This window comes from Fictibacillus halophilus, assembly GCF_016401385.1.
GTDB classification, from domain to species: Bacteria; Bacillota; Bacilli; order Bacillales; family Fictibacillaceae; genus Fictibacillus; species Fictibacillus halophilus.
Map to the genome: position 1 here is coordinate 2,757,762 of NZ_JAEACF010000001.1, position 18,620 is coordinate 2,776,381.

An 18,620-nucleotide genomic window follows, 5' to 3' on the forward strand; every position below is an offset into this window, starting at 1 on the left:
CGATATGGAAATAAGTGTGTGTTTAACTATCCCAATAAATCATGTTACACTTACGAACGTTGTAGTTATGAAATTTAATCTCTGAAAAAGATATACCATGCAATTATTAATCGAGGTGAAAGTCATGAATAACAACACATTGCAAGAGAGACCAAAACAAATTCGTGAAATTTACCTGGTCCGCGCATTGGCGATCATCGGTGTAATTATGGTTCACTCCACTTCCGGAGTTGTCGCATCATTCAATACTGATTCATCGCTTTACGGTGTCTACAACTTTCTTAACATCTTCTTTAAGTTTGGAACACCGACTTTTATTTTCTTAAGTAGTTTTGTTTTATTCTTTAACTACTATTACAAACCATTGACGAAAGAACGTATAACTGGCTTCTATAAGAAGCGTTTATTGTTCATTATCATCCCGTACTTGATTTTTTCATTCTTGTATTTCGCCATGACAGCGAGCGTACAAGGTTATGCAAGTACAGGTGAGATGGCAAAGGCGTTCTTGATGGATTTCTTAACAGGTAAAGCGTACACGCATTTATACTTTGTATTTATTTCTATCCAGCTTTATGTACTGTTTCCGTTTATCTTAATGTTCCTTAAAAAGTTCCCTAAAGTGACGAAACATACGATCTGGATTGGATTTGTGCTTCAATGGACATTCGTACTGCTAAATCACTATTATTGGCAGTATTCGCTTAAAGGTAGTATTTCGTTCTCTTATATGTCTTATTACTTCCTTGGAGCGTTTATCGGTATTCATTATCAACAGATTCACGATTACCTTGTTGTTACAAAAGAGAAATTATTCTCTAAGAAAGCATTAGTCTGGATCCCACTTTGGGTGATCTGGGTCGCAGCATCTGCAGGCCACGTGGGAGTATGGTATGTCACTCGTGCGAATGGTGCGATGATTGATTCTAAGATCTATGAATTGTTATGGAACGTACACACATTTACGTCGGCAATTGTCTTAATGCAGATTTCATATTGGTTATACAGACATCTTCATGAAAAAGTATTGAACGTTATGATTCATTTAGGTGTTGTGTCGTTCGGTGTTTACTTGATCCATCCGATTCTCTTATTGATCGCACGTAAAGTTCTTGTAACAGGAGATCCTATTCTCTACCATGTATCCGTTGCAGCGATGTTCTTATTCGCGTTGATTGGTTCATGGATTATTGTAGGAAATATTATGAGAATCAAGCAATCTTGGGTATTGTTCGGACCAAAACCGAAAAATCCTTATGTACCATCTAAAAAAGAAGCTGCTCAAGCTTCATAATGGTAAGAATATGGAACTGACTCGACTCGAGTCAGTTCTTTTTTGATGTTTACGGCGTTTTAAGGTGGATGAATGGGGTGAATGTAGCCTTTCGGGTGATGAATTTCACGAAAAAATGGATGAGGTGATGAATTCGGCCTCTCGGGCGAGATGAATTTCACGAAAAGGTATAATAATCTCACGAGAAATACAGATAATTTCACGAAAATTTATATAATCTCACGAAAATCATACATATACTCGCGAGTCGACACACCTCGACAAATCACAGCTACCAACCCACAAAAAAAAAGCCAACACAGACATCAACGCCTGCATTAGCTTCATTCACTTACATCTCTTTAATTTTATTCAACACATGTCCAGCAAGATAATAACCTTCACTGCCTTTTAGCTGTGTTTCAGGTTTCACGCGCTTTTGCAAAACATCATCGATATAGCCTTTTTCAACTGCTACCTCCCATGCTTCACTTTCTGAAACTGAAACGCCATGAAGAGTTAGTAGCATGTGAGCAGCTTGCTGACCTGTGAGAATTTCTTTCCCTTTTTCATCAACGATTCTTTTCAAGTTTTTCATTTTATATTGATCAGCTTGTTCAGGAACCATTCGGTTGATCCCGTTTGTTAGCAAATTGCTGAATGAAAGTTCACTGATCGGCTTATTTACAGGAAATTCGTTCGTATATCCACCTACAACAAGTCCGTAGTTAATCAGTGGCTTCGTGTTCTCGTAGAACCATTCTCCCTTGTAAGGATAATCAGCTTCATACGCATAAAGGTTAGCACCTTTATCCTTCAATGTTTCTTGAAGAGTTTTGATCAATTCTTTATCCTTAGACATCTTACGGAAAGATGTTTCATTCTTAATCGAGATTGCTGATGCAGCACCAGCTGCTTCTCCCAATGTCATTCCAGTTGGAACTACACGTGCACTTCCTGCTGCGATGGAGCTGTAGCCCGCCGCTTTACTTGCAACCAGTAAGTTATCAACCTCTAGCGGAATTAATGAGCGGAACGGAACCGCATATTGCTCAGGTTTTGAAATAACATAACCGTAATCACCAGGTGATGTCGCTTGTACGTCTACAGGATAAGCTCCGAATCCGATTGAATCCCAATGATCTTTGTTTTCCCAAATGTCTGTCATAGGCAGTTGGTACTCGGTTTTAACATGTCTTGTCTCACGAACATATAACTCTGGAGGGAAGCTTTTAATTTCTGCTTTCTCAAAGCCAGGAAACTCTTTTTGAAGATACTTTAAAATATGTTTTGTTTCTTCTTTTCCAATCTCGATTGCTTTTTTCTTATCAGCTTCATCTAAACCATTGATCCCAAACACCTGTAAGGCATTGATATAGACGGATCCATCATCTTGACGTACAACGTTCAATCCACGTAGACGAGTCTGAGGATTAACGGGCTTATAATCATAGTGAAGGTCTGAGAACCCCCAAGCCACATTGCTCGTTACTTCCCCACCACCAAAAACACCGTCTTTTGCAGCTTTCTGAACCTTGTCCCAATCGATATTGCTAAAATGAATCATGAGTGTAACGGCCATTTTACGATCTTCCAGACCAATGTCTGCTCCACCTTTAAAGAATGGCGCATTAGCAGCCGTCGCTAGATCTGCGTCTTGCGTTGCATCGATAAAGCGCTTTGCAGAAACCGTTTTTTGATCTCCACTCTCATCAGTAAGTACTATCCCTGTGAGTGCTTTGTCTTTCATTACAACGTCATCCATCTTCGTATTTAAAGATAACGTCAGATTTTCTTCTTTTTGTACAAGCTGCATGAATGCAGTTTCAGCATCTTCTAGGTCAAATCCAATTCTGCTGCCAGTGAGTTTAAACCATTCTAAGAAAACACCTTGATTTGCCCATTTGCCGTTCTTATCATAGCTCACATCAAGGAAATTCAGTGCGCCATATGTAAATAGACCGCCTAGCCCGTCTCTATGTTCAATCAGCAACGTTTTAGAACCATTTCTTGCAGCAGAAACAGCGGCTGCCACACCTTCTGGCTCTCCTCCAACGACGATTACATCGTATTCTTCTTGTATTTCTGGTGCTTCATATGGAACCACATCCATTTTTGCAACAGAAGTAGGATATGGATATATCTTTTTTATAAAAATGAACGCCACTACCAGAACGATAAGCAATCCTCCCGATACAGCCCATCTCAACCAACCTTTGTTTTTCATTCCCCTCAACATCCTTCGTAACTAAAATTTAACATAAAATTAGTATATCAGACAAAAATTACCCAGTATACAGCAATTTTTGTCGTTTTTTGGAGATTCTCATTTACAGAATATTGATATTTTCTTTACAAAAGAAAAGCTCAATAGTTATAATTTGTTAAAGGTGCGTTTAATTTCGGAGGTGCTGATTTGCCATATAAAAAGGCTTCATTCTTTGGTACTCTTTTCTTCACATTTACAGTTTCAATGCTTTTAAAAGCTATTTTTGTTCGTTTTTTATTATTTGAAGATATTAATTTTATAGATACTATTTCTTTAGAACTAAGTTATGTCCTTCTTTTTGCTTGTTTGATTGAGTTCATAGCTAACAATAAGGTTAAATTTAGTGTGTATCTTTCTTTAAACTTGCTGCTTTCAACCTTATTCTTTGGAATCACTGTTTACCACTCTTACTTCGGCAATATTCCAACTTATTATGCCCTAATGCAAGCTGGACAAGTAGGAGCTGTTAAAGACAGTGTAAATCAGCTCATTCAACCAGAATACTTTCTTTTTTATATAGACTTTATCGTGATGGCTATTCTTCTATTAACTAGAAAAATTCCCTTACAATCTAAATTTAAACTTTCAAGAAAAAAACTGATCGCACCCATTTTAGGCATTTCGTTTGCTGTTTGTTTAGCTAACTTCTTTCTTCATAAAGATGAGATCATAACGGATTCCGCTGTTGCTGCTGAAAGTAAAGGGATTTTTAATTTTGAAGCACTCCAAGTGTATTACGGTCCAAATGGTGGCTTACCTCAAGCTGCTGCTTTTTCAGAAGCTGAGCTCCAAAATGAAAGAACCATACAGGATAAGATAAACGAAGTAAAAGGGATAACTGAAATCCCAGAATCTGAGCGTAATTACTTTGGTGCCGCCAAAGGTCGTAACCTCATTCTGATTCAATTTGAATCCATGCAAGATTTTCCGATCGGTTTGAAAATCGATGGCAAAGAAGTAACACCTAACATGAACAAGTTGTTAAACAATAGTTTTTATTTCAACAATCTTTATCAGCAGACAGGAGCAGGTAACACATCTGATGCAGAATTCATCGCAAACACTTCGCTTTACCCTGCTGGAATGGTCGCTACTTCTACTTTTTTTGAGAGTAAGGCTTTTCCAAGTATGCCGAGGCTTTTACAAAAAGAAGGCTACGAGACGTTTACGCTGCATGCAGATAAAGTTGAATTTTGGAACCGAGTTGAACTTTATCCTTCGTTAGGATTTGATAAATATTATGAGTTAGATTTTTTTGGTAAAGAAGATTTGATCGGATTAGGTCCATCTGATGAAGTGATGTTTAAGAAAGGCATGCCACTTTTAACTGAGTTAAGAGACAAGAACAAACCTTTTTATGCACATTTCATCTCTATGACGAGTCATCATCCTTATGAAATTCCAGCTGAGAAAGACGTTTTTGAGTTACCGGAAGCGTACAAAAAGTCCATTGTCGGAAAGTACATTCAAGCAATTAGCTATAATGATATGGTTTTAGGGAAATTCATCAATCAGTTAAAAGCAGAAGGATTATGGGAAAACTCGGTATTGGCGTTTTACGGAGATCATATGGGCATGCACCATACGATGTTTAAAGAGAACGACCCTGAAATTTTAAAAGAGCTTCTTGGTCATGAATATACGAAAATCGATCGATTTAACGTACCTTTTGTGATTACAGCTCCTGGTATCACGGATAACGGCATGACTTCTGATCAACTCGCAGGTCAGCTAGATATGATGCCAACACTCGCTAACTTGATGGGAGTTTCCTTAAACAATTATGTTCATTTTGGACAAGATTTGTTAAATCATAAGGAAAACTTGATCGGAATGCGCTATTACATGCCCGCTGGATCTTTCTTTAATGGAGAAGTGGTGTTCCAGCCAGAAAAATCGTTTGATGATGGTGAAGCTTTGATGCTTGAGACAGCAAAAAAGGTACCACATGCTCCATATAAAGAAGATTATGATCGAATATTAAAGTTATTAGGATTATCTGACCAATATTTGAAGTCACTTCCAGATAAATAACCATAAGAAAACCTCTGCCACGATTAATGGCAGAGGCTTTTTTGTGTAATTTCACGAATTTGTTTTGTATTCTCACGAAAATTTTAATAATCTCACGAGTTTTATCGATAATCTCACGAAAATGTACAATATACTCGCGAGTCGACACACTTCGACAAACTAAAGGCCCTGGCAAGCCAATTAAACCATCTCACCAGGGCCACATTCTCTAACTCTATTTCGCAAACAACTCAATCGCTTGCTTCGCTGTATCTTTCGCTTTTGCAGTCAATGGTGCAACTGCAGCTGCCAGCTTTTCTTTTTCCTGAGGCAGCGCTTTTAAATGTTTAGCTAAAGCCAAAGCGAGCTCCTCGCCGGTCCACTCACCATCAACATGAGCAAAAACTGGTTGATTCGCCTGTTCTGAAAAGGCATCGATCTTAGGGTCATACGATAGCGCTAAAAACGGCGTGTTCATGATTCCGGCAAAGATCAATGCGTGCAGTCTCATAGCAAGCAGCATATCAGACAATCCGATAATGGAGACTTTCTCTTCGATTGAAGCATCATATGGTGCTACCCATGCTTTTTCCTTCATCATTCCTAGGATCTCACGAGAAGTATCATCATCATGCTTATCATGCATCGGGATGAACACGACCTCATTGCGACTCCGAACAAAATCATCCAAAGCTTCTGCCACTTTTGATTTAAAATCATTAGTGGTCGGCCATTCACGAACAGAAACCGTTAGGACAGGCTGCGTGAATCCTTGCTGAACGAACCACTCTGACTTCGCTTCCTCTAAATGAAAGCCTAAGACCGGATCTGGAACTAACTGCATTTCGTTGTGTAATCCGATTTCTTTTAAAAGTTGGATCGAGCCTGTATCACGTAGTGTAATCTTTCCGGCTTTTTTAAGCATCATTTTCGTTAGAATCTGACTCACCGTCTTATCGATCGGTCCCATTCCTTGTGCGTAAATAAAGAATGGTTTTCCCGCCATGCGAGCGAGCATCATGATTCCTGTGTAATAAGGGATGCTCTTCATCCCCGTCTTATCTTGCAGCAGACTTCCTCCACCTGAGATCAAGCCGTCAGACGTTTTCAGCACAGCTAAAACTTCTTTCATCTGCCAGCGGTTGATCGCATCTACGCCATACGTTCTTTTCGTAAACTCCGGATCGTTGGATAAGACCACGATCTCAATGTCTGGTTTTTGTTCTCTTAGTGCAGAGATGATCGATAATAGAATCGCCTCATCTCCAATGTTATTAAATCCGTAATACCCTGATAAAACTACTTTCATTGTATCCACCTTTCACGTACGTACGGGTACAATTTATCTCTTAACGCTTTGTAAACCGCTATGATAATAAGTCCGATTACTAATCCGATCGCTAGTGCGTAAACCGAACGCAACACTGACAACAGAAGCGGAATGTGCAAATGCGTGAATGTATTCATCATTGATGCGAAACCAATAGCACCGACCACTAAGAATGCACTTGCAATTCCAGCATGCTTGCGGAATAGATACAGTCCGAATACAAAGAACGGGAATCCGATTAAGAATTCTTTTGTACGTGGACGAACGAACATGATTTCTTCTAATTTGCTTCTGAACGTCAATTCAAGGGCACTAGCTGTTCCAGCGTTTCCGGAACGGCTTAAATAATAAGCTCCAACTACTGCAACCATACCGAACAACAATACATGCCAATAACGAACTGGGCTGTTAAAGTAGCTGATAAGTTTTCTTATAGAAGACGCATGATTAATCTTCAACCCGAGAACAACAGCGGTTACTAAGATCGGTAGTGCTAGCAATACTTTAATGCCTCTGAATTCTTCAAGCTTGTACAAATATGGATTGCCATACATAAGCGTTACAACCAACCATGCACCAGCAAAGACAATTACAGCTGAGATCAGATAGTGAAGAATAAGTTTAGCAAGCTTCATATCCTTTAATTCTTTAATTCGTAGTACTGCCCATATCGGACCGGACACAGCTACTAATAAGGCCAACCCTTTTAATAAAATTCCTGCGCCTAATAGAAGGTATCCTGTAGAGATGACCAAACCGCCAATTAAGCCTAACCAAGTAAGCTTTTTGTGAACCGAAGCTGCGGCTAGCGCTAAGTATACCGAACTTCCTAAAAATGCGAACAGGTGTAATAAAGAATAATCCTTTAGATCTTTAAAAGGTTGAGCTTCGCCAGTTTTAAAATATCCTGGAGCTTCCCTATGGAAATCATTGATTTCGTTAATCACTTGTTTAAATTCTGCATCAGCTGACTTATCATCTAATTTTTGAACTTTGACTAACACGGTTCTAATGTTACGTTCTTTAATAGCTCGAGATAATCGCTCAGAAGCAGCATTTTCACTGGTTCTGTTCTCTGAGTAAAGTCTTTCCACATCATAATTCATTTCTTTAGCAAAAGTTTGCATTCCCTTTTGCTCAGTTCCTTCGATCGTTACCACATCATAATCATTTGCTTTGAGTTTTTTAGCATACTCGACCAACTTATCTTTCGATGATCCATCATAACCAACCACTTCTTTCCCTATAAACAAAACTTTGTCTACTTCGTTTTTAGGGAACTTTAACAACTGGTTCACCATTTGATCGTTACTAGAATGAGCCTCCTCTTCTGCAGAAGAAAAAGCATTCTTGATTCGAGGGACTACTTGAAAACCGTTAGATGTAATTTCTTCGTACGCATCTGCACTAAAGTATCCTAACGATTTGTCTTCCATCTTTAAATCTTCAGTATCTTTTCCTTCAATAAAATAAAACTTTTGATTATTAGCTGTAATCTCAGTAATCTTATCTTTAAATGCACGCTGTAAATAAGGTTCAGATCTGTGACCTTCTTTTAAATAACTAATAAAAATCCCATCAGTCGTAGGAAGACTATTGATATTAGGATTGTTCGTTAACGCGAAATAATTTTGGATGTCGCTCTTGCTTAAAACAGCCACGATACCTTGTGTTTCTAGAGACGACAAGTTTTCCGGCTCCAGTGTAATAGAGTGGACCTTCGCTTCTTTCAGACCTTTATAGATCTTTTTTGCTGATACATCTTCACTCTTTAATATTTCAATATCTGTATAGGGGACCATTACTTCATATGTATTGTTTGCTGACTCCGTCTTGATACGTTCATAAATCATAGGAGAAGTAAGCAGCAAACATACTATCAATAGACCGAATAAAACTTTTTTCAACAAGTAACATTCCTTTCTGAAGTCGCATATTGCTTTTATTTTACCTTAATATCCCCTTTATTATAAAGAGCATCTGTCTTGGCCATAAAATAAAGGACACCAGCCTGACTGATGTCCTTCTTCATTTTTATTTTCCGACTCTCGGATTAGCTGCCTTGAGTGTATAGAAAATCTTTCGTAAAAACTTATTTACCGGTGCGTGGTCTTTACCAACCAGCCCGATACGTTCAGCAATAAATTGCGTGATCAACAGTAACACAGAAAGGATTAGTAACGATCCCCATAATGTTGTTAAGTTGAAAAGAATAGCTGCTAGTCCAAATAAAGCGCTCATCGCGTAGATCACTAACACGGTCTGACGATGAGACATTCCGCTATTTAATAAGCAGTGATGCAAATGCGACTTATCTGGTGCAGATAATGGCTTCTTGTTCAAGAATCTGCGGATGATCGCAAATAATGTATCTGAGATCGGCACACCGAGAATGATGATTGGTACAACGAGTGAGAATAATGTGATGTTCTTAAATCCTAATAGAGATAGAACAGCGATCATATATCCTAAGAAAAGCGCCCCAGTGTCTCCCATAAAAATCTTCGCTGGATGCCAGTTGTAAACCAAGAATCCTAACGTACTACCTAATAAGATAATTCCAAGTGCTGCAACAAGAACGTTGCCGTTATAGACCGCCATACCTGAGATGGTAATCAATACCGTAGAAGAAACACCGGCTGCTAAACCATCTAATCCATCGATTAAGTTGATCGCATTCGTGATTCCGATGATCCATAAAAGTGTTAGTGGAACTCCAAGAATTCCAAGGCTTAAACGATAATCAAACGGTAAGTTGATAAAATGAACTTCTACTCCACCGTAGATTACGATACCTGCGGCAATAATCTGCCCTAACAGTTTCACTTTTGGTGAAAGTTCAAAAATGTCATCAAAAACACCTGTGATAATGATGACGATTGCTCCGAGTACAATCGGTACCGTGTATTGGCTGGCCGGCTGTACGATCAGAACTCCAATCAAGAAACTGAGAAAGATGGCTAAACCGCCTAAACGCGGCATGATTTTTTGATGAACTTTTCTCTGATTGGGCTTATCCGTTGCACCAACGAAAAAGGCGAACCTTTTTACAACAGGCGTCAAGAGTACTGACGCAATAAAACATATTAACAATGCCCAGTAAGTCATAGTTACACTCCCCAATTGGCGTGAAATTTATTGCTTATATTCATGTATGATATGGTTGGATTTATTTCGACATAAATCAACTTTTTCTTTTATACACAGAGAAAATTATAGCATAGATGAATTCGTTTTGTGTTAAAAAATCATTAACAAATTATGAATTTCTTGAAAGCGATTTTTCTTCATTTATAGCTTTCGCAAAACATTTAACCATTATTTTTTGAAACCCTGCCAAATCGAGCCAATTTCTTCCCGATAACAGGTAAAGATTGTAATTCTTCTACTGACATACCCTTTGTCAGCAAAATGAAAACCGCAAAAAGCGCACCACCGATTATTATCGCAACACCTGCATACAATAAGCTTGCAAGACGGCTAGTCAAGTCCATCACCAATGTCGGATAACCGATAGCAACGCCCATGATCAAGCTGGCTACAATAAACGTAAGAATCGAACGATTGATGAGTGGTAATTTAAACGTTTGTTTAATGACTATCGCGTTAGCCCCTGTTATCACGATATAAATGATCAGTGTTGCAAGTGCTGCTCCTAGCAGTCCGTATTGTGAGATCAGCATAAAGTTTAGCAGTGCTTTACCTATTGCAGCAGCAACGATTATAATCGCAGCGGCTGTTGGACGGTTGATTCCTTGTAGAATTCCTGTTCCAAGAACGGCAAGTGACGTGAATACGGAACTAAAACTTACGATCGCGACAACCAGGCTTCCTTCATCGTTCGTAAAAAGAGCGATGTTTAGAGGAAGTGTCAAAGCGGCAATACCAACAGCTGCCGGCCAAGAAAATAAATGAGTTAAGTTAAATGAGCGATTAATAACTCTATTCGCATCATCCATCTCGTTTTTGGCTATTTTACCCGTAATCAATGGGATTAAAGGCAGAACGATCGACGTTGAGAAAACCGTTGCGATCTGCACGAGTGATGTACCACGCGCGTAAATCCCATTTAAGTAGAAGGTTTCTTTCGCTGTCTTTCCTGCCATTTGTAGCGCTGAGGGAATCGTAAGCGAGTCCACCACGTTAAGTAATGCCATAGTAAGCGCACCGACACAAATCGGCAATGATAGCTTTAATATCCTCTTACTCGACGATTTAAATGCCTTCATAGTATATGGACGATCCGAGCCCGGTTTAAGTTTCGACTTTTGAAAAATAATTCTTAAGTAAATTAATGATATAAGTGCAGCAATCGCTGAACCTGCCATCGTACCCGCTGCGATCGTCTCGTTATCAGCAGCAATCGAAACAAAATAATAAGCCGCAACGATGACGAGAGCCACACGAATAAACTGCTCGATCACTTGAGAATAAGCAGTTGGCTTCATGTCTTCATAGCCTTGGAAAAATCCTCGATAAACCGCCATGTACGGTGCGACTAAAAGTGTAATGGAAACGACGATCAGTGAACTTCTCGTTTCCTGCCCTCCAAGAATGTCTGCGATCTGATACGAAAAACCGTACAAAAAGCTGAACGAGAGTACTCCGAAAATAACAGCCAAGATTCCTGCCGTGTTAAATATGTTTCGAATCTCAGTATCTTCACCCTTCGCTCGTGCCTCAGAAATGAGTTTCGAGATCGCAATCGGAATCCCCGCTACAGATAAGATAAGTGCGGTCATATAAACAGGGTAAACGAGACTGAATATACCGAGAACGTCGTCACCCGCAATGTTCTGTAGGGGAATTCGAAAAACAGAACCAAGGAATTTAGAGAAAAATGTCGCGATTGTTAGGATTAAGGCTCCCCGTATGAATGTGTTCTTACTCATGCTTGCCTGTCACCTTTTGCTGAATGACTTTTAACGCAAAATGCGGAAGGCTCAACTGGCGTTTCCAGCGAGAAGGCTGCTTCATTAATCTGTAAGCCCATTCTAAGTTCATCTTCTGCCAAATTTCAGGTGCACGCTGAACCGCTCCAGCAAGAACATCAAATGAACCACCAATTCCCATGAACACGCCTTTTTCAAACTTGTCCATGTTTTCTCCGATCCAAAGCTCCTGTCTCGGTACACCTAGTGCAGTGAAGATAAGATCAGGCTTAGTACGTTTGATCTCGTTTGGAATATGATCATCTTTCCAATCGAAGAAACCGTGATGAGCTCCAGCAATTTTCACGTTCGGATACTGTGTCATGATTTCAGCAACTGTTCGTTGAAGTACTTCATCTTTTGCACCTAACAGGTACACACTATATCCTTTTTCGTTAGCAATCTGCAGAAGTCCGATGAACGTCTCAAAGCCTGTTACACGTTCTGGCAGAGGCTTTCCAAGTAAGCCAGCTGCTTTAACGACACCAATTCCATCAGCCGTTACATAGTTCGCTTTTTGAACAACTGCTCGATATTGAGCATCTTCCCTAACCTTCATCACGATCTCTGGGTTTGCCGTTACAACAAAGGTCTTTTCTTCTCTTTCCAGATGTCCGCTTAATGTATTTAAGAAGCCGCTCTGTGTGGAGTTAACAAAATCTACTCCCAAAATTCGCACTGTATTTTTCAATGAATGTCACCACTTTTTCCTTATTTATCTTATGTGATTACAGCTCAGTTGGACTGGCCAATTAGCAATGTTTACCGGTTTTTAGATAAAACACTAATAAATATATCATAAAAAGTCATTAAACGATAAGCTCCTACATATAATAGGTCGTCTCTCATTGTAGTTTTTGAGGGAGGTGGTTAGATTATCCAGTAATATTGAAAATAAGGGACAGTTTTGGTACAAAACTGGTTGTTTGAGGAGCATGGGTGATTATTATAAATACATAATCTCACGAGAATCACTGATAATTTCACGAATTTGTTTGTTAATCTCACGAATTTTTTATTAATCTCACGAAAACGACCATTATACTCGCGAGCCGACACACTTCGACAAACTGACGCACCCATAACCAACAAAAAAAGACTATTGAAAGAATCCAATAGTCTCATCTACTATAAATTATTTAGCTAACGGCAACAGCTTCATGTTCGTTCCATAAGAACCACCGTGGCTGTATACAAATGCTTTCGGATTGCTTACACCGTTTAAGTTCTTAGGAGCAATATCATACCAAGTGCCTTCACCTGTTAATGTAGATACTTCATTTAGAACAAGGACTGGCGTCCCCGTTTTTGCTACCTTGTAAAGTTCGTTCGATTTTAATGCCGTAGCTTCACTTCGTACACGAACACCGTCCGTTAATGTTGCTGCGATCTTAAATTGATTTCGTTCTTTTTTACCGAAATACGTATCCATGCGGTACATGTAGCCGGCAATCTTTTGCCCCCAGTATGGATCTGACGCGTAACGTACGTTCATACCAAGTTCTTTATTGCCAAGTACTTCTCCATTAGATTTCCAGCTATCCATGAAATACCCTTCATTTGGCTTTAAAAGAAATTCTGTTACTAACTCTTCAATACTTGCTTCATACGTTGGAAATTCAGCACCATTTTCATAAGCATTACCATCGTATGCTTTTAATCCGAACAAGTTCTTTTTATTACGTGCAAGGTCACTATTTCCCCATCCAGTTTCATGAATAGCATGAGCTAGTAGGTACATCGCATTTACATTATATTTTGCTTCTGCCTTCTTAAAATCTTCACCTAATGTTTCAAGAGGTGTGCTTCCGACCGTAGAAGGTTTGTTATTCATAACAAAATCGTTAAGCTGTTCTGCAGTATAGCTCGTTTTTGTGTATAAAGGCATCACATTAAAGTATTGATACTGGTCATATACTTTTCCATCAGTAACCGACTTGAACGTATGACCGTCCGCGCTTTTGTAGTTACCATTTGGCAAACCTACGCTGCTTCCATATTCATAGGAACCGTAAGTATTCGTATTCACATTGTACGTATAATGAGTAAGTTTCCCATTATCAGCTTTGTAATAAGAATAGCCCTTCACCGTAACTGTAGGGTGAAGTGTAGCTTGATTCATCTTAAAGTAACCCGTCGTATTATTATATTTTACCTTTACCCATGTTTCGCTAGCATCGATAAATTCAGTTTCCGTTCCAGCAACTAAGCTAAAATGGTTTGCACTTAACGCTGAGCTCGTATAGAGAGTAGATGCATGAGGGTAAATCTGAGCTGGTGAAACAATACCACTCTTCATATAAACGACCTTATTGTCTTTTAAAACAACATGGTTGCTTTGAGTAGCTGCTGCCTTCGCTTCTTCATATGTTTCATACTCTTTAACTTTTGTTGTAGCATCTGCTGTTACTGTAGCAAGGTAAAAGTTTGGTACAGGAGGTGGAGGTGGTGGGCTCTTCAGTTCACCCATCATACGAACTAAGAATGCACTTGTCGTTCCTCTTGTCGCCTCATCTTGTGGACGGAACGTATTATCTCCATATCCAGCAATAATTTTTGCAGAAACCATTCGTTTTACAGAAAGCAACGCCCAGCTTTGAATTTTTGAAGCATCTTTAAATGTAAGCTCGGATTCTGGTAGTTTAATACCCTTATATTCAAAAGCTCCATTCATCATAGAAGCCATGGCTTCTCTTGAAATTGTTGCATTAGGTAAAAATTTCCCATCAGGCGTTCCGTTAACGATGTTCATTTCAGCTGCTTGTTGTACAACGTTATAATACCAAGCCCCTTCTTTCACATCGGAAAAGCTCTTAGGGTTAATCACTTCTAAGTTCTGTGCTTCTAACACACGAACTAAGAACGCAGCAAATTCTGCTCGCGTTACTGCACGATCTGGTTCATAGAATGTTTGTCCATCTTTTACCGTGCCTTTTAAGTATCCCAGATCAATAAGCTTTCTCATGTCTTCCTCAAAATAGTGATCTGTAATGTCGTCAGCCGCGTTTACCGGCGAGCTGAACAACAGAACGAATGGCAACAAAAACAAAGCCAACCATTTTTTCAACTCTTACTCCCCCTGATTAGAAAAATTTACTAAGTTTTACACAACCTCTATTAATCTACCAATATTCTACATTATTTTCTAGTATCTTTCTGACTATCTTTTATTTAACAATAATAGTAGTTAAAAGAAAAAGGACCACTATTTGTATTGCGGTCCTAGGTGTGCTCGTTATTTTTCTATGGAACAATATTTTTTACAATAGGAATCCTTTGTAGGATCACAACAGCGATATAGCTTGACAGGGTTACGACAATAAACGTAACCGGGATACCGAATAATACGTGATACGTCCTGCTGTGAAGAGCAAAGCCGAATAGATCTTGAAATAAACTAGACTTATAAAGGGTTAAAAAGAACGGATGGATCAGGAAGATTCCAAAGCTAGCTGCTGCAAAAGAGTTAATCCATTTGATGTTGGCTTTGAAAGATTTTTTAAATAGAACGAAAACCGCCATAGACACGAACACGGTGTTTGGCGCTAGGTAGTCTAGCCAAAAGATGTCCAATTTTCCTTTTGTAGAAGTCATATAATAAGTACCAAAGATAGTAATGAACATTCCAATGACCCCACCTATGTAAACCAGTCCAGTCATCCTTTTACTTAATTCATGTTTGGCAAGCAGATAACCGAGGACGAAATAACCTGCAAAGCCCCAGAAAACGCCTAGCTTGAATCCTAAATGGGTAGACGTAAAATAAAAAACTACATTTTCTAGCGTCATAAAGAACCAAATCACCACAAAGTAAACAAGAATGCTCGTATTCTTTGCGATGGCTCGAAATAGTGGTGTAACAAAATAGATTCCTACGATCATATACAAAAACCAGAGATGATAATAAGCTTGGCCGCTGTATATGTTTACAATTGCTGCTTTTACCGAAAACAGATCAAACTGCGATCGGTACGTAAAAAGCTCATAGAAGATGGTCCAAAAGAGAAATGGAATAATAATCTTTGAAGCTCTCTTTTTAAAGAAGACAGAAAGGGGTTCGTCTTTCCCTAACAGCAATGCACCACTGACCATTACAAACACCGGTACACTCCAGCGAGCAAAACTATCAATAATATTTGCGAGCCACCACGTTTTTGAAATATCGACTGCCATCAAACTAGCGATTACATGTATCATAACAACGGCCATGATCGCTAAAGCTCTTAGTGCATTTGCATATTGAATCAAGAGATTATCCTTCTTTCACTTGTCTATTTTTCTTTAATCATACAAATCCCTACTATATATGACAATATCTTCTTTTTATTTTAAAAGGTTATTTAACCATTTTTGTTAAAATCATTCTATTTTTGGATATTTTTATAAATTCCTGTGATATACTAGTTTCAGTATTTAATAAGGAGAGAGTAAGATGTTGACCTACTTGAAAAACATCATAGATGAACAGCATAGAACGTTAAAAAAATATACCAAAATGGTGGACCATATTAACGAACTAGAAACTATTGTTGAAAAATATACGGACGAGGACTTACGTGCTAGAACTACATATTTCAAAGAACAGCTTGCAGAAGGAAAGACAATTGACGACATCAAGTTTGAAGCGTTTGCTGTTGTTCGTGAAGCATCTAAACGTGTGCTGGGCATGCGTCATTTTGACGTTCAGCTGATTGGTGGACTTGTTTTATTAGAAGGAAATATTGCCGAGATGGCTACAGGTGAAGGTAAGACGCTTGTCGCTTCCCTTCCATCCTATGTTCGAGCGTTAGAAGGCAAAGGCGTTCACGTGATCACAGTAAACGACTACCTCGCACGCCGTGACTGCGAGATCATCGGGCAGATTCATACGTTCCTTGGTCTGACGGTTGGATTGAACGTACCTTTAATGAAGCCAGAGGAAAAATCAGCTGCTTATCAAGCAGATATTACGTATGGTGTTGGTAATGAGTTCGGGTTTGATTATTTGCGCGACAACATGGTATCTCATCCCTCACAAAAAGTTCAGCGCCCTTACCACTTTGCCATTTTAGATGAAGCTGATAGCGTACTTGTTGATGAAGCTCGTACACCGCTCATCATTGCCGGTAAAACGCAAGTAAGCCAAGAGCTTCATTACGTTTGTGCGCAGCTTGTAAAGCGTTTCAATGAAGATGAGCATTATTTGTATGACCCTGAAACAAAAGCAGTCAGTCTGACGGACTCGGGAATCGACCGCATCGAATCTGGTTTTGGTATCGAGAATCTCTATGACCTCGATCATCAGATGCTGTATCACTATGTGATTCAAGGTCTACGTGCTGCCATCATGTTGAAGCGTGACGTTGATTATATTGTTCGTGATGGAAAGATTGAGCTTGTCGATCAATTCACGGGCCGTATTTTAGAAGGAAGAACATACAGTGATGGTCTTCACCAAGCGATTGAAGCGAAAGAAGGCCTTCAAGTAACAGAAGAAAACAAAACACAAGCCTCTGTTACCATTCAGAACTATTACAGAATGTACCCGATGATTTCGGGTATGACAGGAACAGCGAAAACGGAAGAAAAAGAGTTTCGTGATGTGTACGGTGTACAAGTTGTTCCCATTCCAACGAACAGACCAAAGGTTCGTGAAGATCTTTCAGATCGTGTGTATGCTACTCATGAGCATAAATATGAAGCGGTGGCCGAAGAAGTTGCACGTATACATAGTACCTCGCAACCTGTCTTAATCGGTACAACTTCAATTGCTCAATCAGAGGAAGTCGCATCCTATCTTGATAAAAAAGGTTTATCTTATCAACTTCTGAACGCAAAAAGTGAAGAACAAGAAGCACAGCTGATTTCTTTAGCAGGTCAGAAGGGGCAGATTACGATCGCAACAAATATGGCTGGCCGTGGGACTGACATCTTGCTTGGTGAAGGTGTGAAAGAACTTGGTGGTCTCTATGTGATTGGAACAGAACGTCATGAGAGCCGACGCATTGATAATCAGCTTAAAGGCCGTTCTGGACGCCAAGGTGATCCAGGTAAATCTCAATTTTTTGTCAGCATCCAAGATGATATCGTTAAGCGTTTTGCACGAGTAGAGCTTGAAAAGTTTGAAAAAGGAATGAAGACGGATGCGACTGGTCTGATTTTAAACCAAAGTCCGTTAGCTTTCATGGATCGTGTTCAGCGTATTTGTGAAGGTTTCAACTATTCTAGCCGTGAATACACATTAAAGTTAGATGATGTAGTCAATCAGCAGCGTAACATCATCTATAAAATGAGAGATCAGTTGCTAGAGCAGCAAGATATGTTCCCGTTTGTCAAAGAAATGGCCGAAGATGCCGTTGAAAAAGTATACAACGACCATATTACAGAAGAACTGTTACCTGAAGAATGGGATCTAGTCGCTCTTCAATCAGATTTGAGAATGTTATATGGAAACTTTATTTCTTTAAACGATCGCTATTCAGAAGAAATTGATCTTCAACACCATTTAAAGGAACAGTTTTCTATCTATTTAAATGAACTAGAAGCATTCTTAAAATTAAATGATGAGATGACTGAGTGGTTAAAAGGCCGTACTTTGATGGCTCTTGATTTTGAATGGGTGAACCATTTAGAAGCGATGAGTCATTTAAAAGAAGGAATTGGATTACGCAGCTACGGTCAAGAAGATCCGATGCGAATCTATGAAAAAGAAGGCCTTCAAATTTTTATCGGAACGCGCCATAAAATTCATAAAACAACCATTAATCAACTGACTCAGTTCATGCAAACACTCGAATTACAAAAGCAAAACTCATAAGGAGGTTC

General features: G+C 39.2%; 11 protein-coding genes. 3 read left to right on the plus strand and 8 right to left on the minus strand.

The window, feature by feature from the left end:
* Positions 1-124: 124 nt before the first annotated feature.
* On the plus strand, positions 125-1,294 hold the full coding sequence (locus I5J82_RS14325) for an acyltransferase (RefSeq protein WP_198768399.1): 1,170 nt from the start codon (positions 125-127) through the stop codon (positions 1,292-1,294).
* A gap of 331 nt (positions 1,295-1,625) precedes the next feature.
* On the opposite strand, the gene I5J82_RS14330 is transcribed toward I5J82_RS14325, so the two are convergent.
* Positions 1,626-3,500, minus strand: coding sequence for an FAD-dependent oxidoreductase (locus tag I5J82_RS14330; RefSeq protein WP_198768400.1), 1,875 nt, complete (start codon positions 3,498-3,500; stop codon positions 1,626-1,628).
* A 189-nt stretch (positions 3,501-3,689) separates the two neighbouring features.
* On the opposite strand from I5J82_RS14330, the gene I5J82_RS14335 reads away from it, so the two are divergent.
* Positions 3,690-5,576: an LTA synthase family protein gene (locus I5J82_RS14335; protein WP_198768401.1), complete on the plus strand. Its 1,887-nt coding sequence runs from the start codon at positions 3,690-3,692 to the stop codon at positions 5,574-5,576.
* A gap of 214 nt (positions 5,577-5,790) precedes the next feature.
* Here I5J82_RS14335 and csaB read toward each other — a convergent pair whose 3' ends face one another.
* The 7 genes from csaB to I5J82_RS14370 all read right to left on the minus strand — a co-directional run bounded on the left by csaB (position 5,791) and on the right by I5J82_RS14370 (position 16,064).
* A complete protein-coding gene (csaB, locus tag I5J82_RS14340) occupies positions 5,791-6,864 on the minus strand; it encodes a polysaccharide pyruvyl transferase CsaB (protein ID WP_198768402.1) in 1,074 nt (357 codons plus the stop codon).
* Positions 6,861-8,792, minus strand: coding sequence for a DUF5693 family protein (locus tag I5J82_RS14345; protein ID WP_198768403.1), 1,932 nt, complete (start codon positions 8,790-8,792; stop codon positions 6,861-6,863). Before I5J82_RS14345 ends, csaB begins: the two co-directional genes overlap by 4 nt.
* A gap of 127 nt (positions 8,793-8,919) precedes the next feature.
* The gene (locus tag I5J82_RS14350; RefSeq protein WP_198768404.1) at positions 8,920-9,993 is read right to left on the minus strand and encodes a glycosyltransferase family 4 protein; all 1,074 of its coding nucleotides are present in this window, start codon (positions 9,991-9,993) and stop codon (positions 8,920-8,922) included.
* Positions 9,994-10,196: 203 nt separating this feature from the next.
* On the minus strand, positions 10,197-11,777 hold the full coding sequence (locus tag I5J82_RS14355) for a putative polysaccharide biosynthesis protein (protein WP_198768405.1): 1,581 nt from the start codon (positions 11,775-11,777) through the stop codon (positions 10,197-10,199).
* Entirely contained in the window at positions 11,770-12,507 is a 738-nt protein-coding gene (locus I5J82_RS14360) for a WecB/TagA/CpsF family glycosyltransferase (protein WP_233096497.1), read from the minus strand. Before I5J82_RS14360 ends, I5J82_RS14355 begins: the two co-directional genes overlap by 8 nt.
* 444 nt (positions 12,508-12,951) lie before the next feature.
* Positions 12,952-14,883 carry an S-layer homology domain-containing protein gene (locus I5J82_RS14365; protein ID WP_198768406.1) on the minus strand — a complete coding sequence of 644 codons (1,932 nt, stop codon included), beginning with the start codon at positions 14,881-14,883 and terminating at the stop codon, positions 12,952-12,954.
* 176 nt (positions 14,884-15,059) lie between these two features.
* Positions 15,060-16,064, minus strand: coding sequence for an acyltransferase (locus I5J82_RS14370; RefSeq protein ID WP_198768407.1), 1,005 nt, complete (start codon positions 16,062-16,064; stop codon positions 15,060-15,062).
* Between the two features lie 184 nt (positions 16,065-16,248).
* Here I5J82_RS14370 and secA2 point away from each other — a divergent pair, with 184 nt between their 5' ends.
* Positions 16,249-18,612: an accessory Sec system translocase SecA2 gene (gene secA2 / locus I5J82_RS14375; protein ID WP_198768408.1), complete on the plus strand. Its 2,364-nt coding sequence runs from the start codon at positions 16,249-16,251 to the stop codon at positions 18,610-18,612.
* The last annotated feature ends 8 nt before the right edge of the window (positions 18,613-18,620 follow it).